This window comes from Noviherbaspirillum malthae, assembly GCF_015352985.1.
GTDB classification, from domain to species: Bacteria; Pseudomonadota; Gammaproteobacteria; order Burkholderiales; family Burkholderiaceae_D; genus Noviherbaspirillum; species Noviherbaspirillum malthae.
In genome coordinates this window covers 1-2,580 of the sequence record NZ_JACYXF010000156.1, presented here as the reverse complement: position 1 = coordinate 2,580, position 2,580 = coordinate 1, and the positions used below count along the sequence as shown (strand labels likewise).

Below are 2,580 nucleotides of genomic sequence, written 5' to 3'. Positions count from 1 at the left end.
TATGGATTAAGAAACTGGATTGAACAAAGCTACAAGCAGACCAAAGATGAATTGGGCTGGGCCGATTTCATGGTGCGCAGTGATCGCGCTATTCGACGTCACTGGATCCTGGTGTATTGTGCGTTTAGCTTTTGCTGGTGGCATGAAGGTAATCGAGTACGCCTGTTGGATCGCGCACAGCAACCAGCGTTACCTTCGGACCAGAATGGGGATCGGAAAAAAACCGATCGAGCCATACCGTTGAGCCTACCCAGGTGGACGAAAGCCTTACGTGCGGTGCGGGCCTGGCTAGTTCCAGTGCATTGGCTCATGCACTGCTGGCGCGCGTTCGTCACCCGGCCCCTGCCGTGCGAATTCGATATGCTCTTTGACACGTTAAGGAAAGGAGTCGGTATTAACGTGTATTTCTGATTTCAACAAATTACCGCTAAGCTTTTGCCCCTGCCAAACTCGATGCAAGTCGCATAGGCCAAGCGCTTCATGGGCCTGTGAACAGGATAACGAACTTGAGGGGGCGTCCAAGCGTTTGACGGCGCTCGGTTGGGGTGCCGCCTCGCTTGGCTGAGGGTTAGACGCTGCCGGCACTGAACCCTGTGACGGCATGCTCGATGACGTTGCGTTAACGGAAGTGGCGGTGATATGGGGAACGTTGTCAATGCGCGCTGGCTCGCCCGTTGCGGAGGCGGAGGCGCTGGACGGGATACCCGGGGTGGCAATGGCAGGCGCGCGCGCAGCCGACACTTGCGCGAGCACTCCGGGGTCTAAGGTTCCTTGAGGGAGGCGCACGATGTCTTCCGGCGACCATACCTTCGGTACGGCAAAATAAGCCGTCCCGCAAACAGCGGCTGCCAAGCAAGCGGACCTTGCGCTGAAGCGACGGCGCAGGAGTGCAGGCCTGGATGGGACAGTGGTCGCGGGGGCGGGAGCTGTTTGCCGCCGCATGGACGGAACAGGCGAAGCAGCCGGTGCTGCATGCGTTGCGCTGGGTGTGACATCGGACTGGACGCGATCACGTGCGTCCCGCCCACGTTGTGGGGGAGGCGAGGGCCAGCGATGGCTCTTGGCTTTAGCACCTGGCCCGAGCGCATGGCGGAGTTGGTCGAACACTTCAGGACGCACCCGGTAATGAATCGCATTGACGATCACCCAATCGGCGGCGAAGGAATGCAGACGAGCCCGTGGCGGCACACGAGGCAGCTGTTGTGACGATTCCTGTCGTTCCCTTCGTGCCGGCTCAGGGCTCTGAAAACGTCGACGCCGCACGCCTGGCTGGTGGCGCGATCGTCTTACGAAATCCCCTGTCACAGGGGCGAATGCATTGCTGACCATGACGACTCCTTTCCAATGCGAGGGTCAGTCTTGCGCAGCCATCCATGGGACTGGCTTGCCGGACCATAGTGAACCCTGGGATGCACCTTGCAGCAGGCTTGCTGTCAAGGTAGGCGCCCGCCTACACGCACCGTGTCGGGTGTTGCCTAGTTGGCGGTCGGAACGACAAACGTTCGGAATCCGGGTGCAAAACCGGCAATGGCTTGCTTGCCTGTCGCTTTGGTATCGGTAGACCAGACGGTGGTCTGTCCTGCTGGGCTCACTGCGCTGCCAGCACTGGCTGAACTATTTGCATACGACATGTCACTGACACTCGTGGCGCTTACTGCACTGCCAGCCCAAGCATACGATACCGGTTCGTTTGAAAATGGCCAGACAGACAGTGTTTCCCCAGCCCTGACGTTGACCGAGGCTGGGGAGAGCGGCACGTTTGCCCAATAGACAGGCGCGTCAATTGTGCAGCGACCCGAGGTGGCAGTCGGCAGTGCGGCGGGGTCAACCACACCAGTTGCAATAATCGGGGAGTCCAGCGCGCTGCCGCGGCGAACCTCAATATGTAAGGCAACTGGAATTGCGCTGCACGACTGCAAGGCAAGCTCGACCCGCGTAAGTTCGCCGCTGACCTGCGCGATAAACGTCTGTGCGATGCGTTGCACTGGCGTGCCAATCGGTACGGTCATCTGCATCGTTGCTGGTTCGTGACTACCCGTCTTGCGGTCGATGATCATTGCCGCAGCGCTGACGCTGCCAATATTGTAAGTAGGAAGGGGGACACTGACCGACGCCAAAGGAGGGTGCGGTGTGCCTGACACCGGTGCGCTGATGGCGGTGGCGCTCCCACTGACCGCACTCGATGAGGCCGTAGCGCTCGAGATTTGGCCGTGGGAACCGACCTGGGCGCTTGATGCGGACGCGGATGGTTGCATCGACGGTATGTCTGTTGTGACGGCGGGCAGTAACTGGTTCACTGGAGCATTGCCACCGCCGCCACAGCCGACCAGCGCGACGCCAAGTACCATGGCCAAGGAAGATTGATGCAAAATGGCGGTCCGTGCTGCTTGTTTCATAATAGAACTCATTTCATAAATAGGTAGTCAACGCTCTTTTCGACATGACGGGGTTTTATCATGGCGCGAAGAGAAGAACTTACCGATGAACAATGGGCAATTCTTGAGCCGCTTATTCCGGCCCCCGTACGACGAGCAGATGGACGTGGCCGGCCAGTGGTCCACAGCGATAGAGCTGTGCTTA

The 2,580-nt window shown here is 59.1% G+C and carries 2 protein-coding genes and 1 pseudogene; 2 read left to right on the top strand and 1 reads right to left on the bottom strand.

What is annotated here, in order from left to right; all coding sequences use genetic code 11:
- A pseudogene (locus tag IGW03_RS38630) lies at positions 1–411 on the top strand (IS701 family transposase); the annotation flags it as partial.
- A 1,064-nt stretch (positions 412–1,475) separates the two neighbouring features.
- On the opposite strand, the gene IGW03_RS37390 reads toward IGW03_RS38630, so the two are convergent.
- Entirely contained in the window at positions 1,476–2,057 is a 582-nt protein-coding gene (locus IGW03_RS37390; protein WP_194727445.1) for a hypothetical protein, read from the bottom strand.
- A gap of 73 nt (positions 2,058–2,130) precedes the next feature.
- Between IGW03_RS37390 and IGW03_RS37385 the strand changes: the two genes are divergently transcribed.
- Positions 2,131–2,364, top strand: coding sequence for a hypothetical protein (locus IGW03_RS37385; RefSeq protein ID WP_194727444.1), 234 nt, complete (start codon positions 2,131–2,133; stop codon positions 2,362–2,364).
- The last annotated feature ends 216 nt before the right edge of the window (positions 2,365–2,580 follow it).

What these genes read in the sequence shown, in the direction of transcription:
- IGW03_RS37390 (WP_194727445.1), bottom strand. Translation starts at nt 2,057, where the DNA reads ATGATCATCGACCGCAAGACGGGTAGTCACGAACCAGCAACGATGCAG.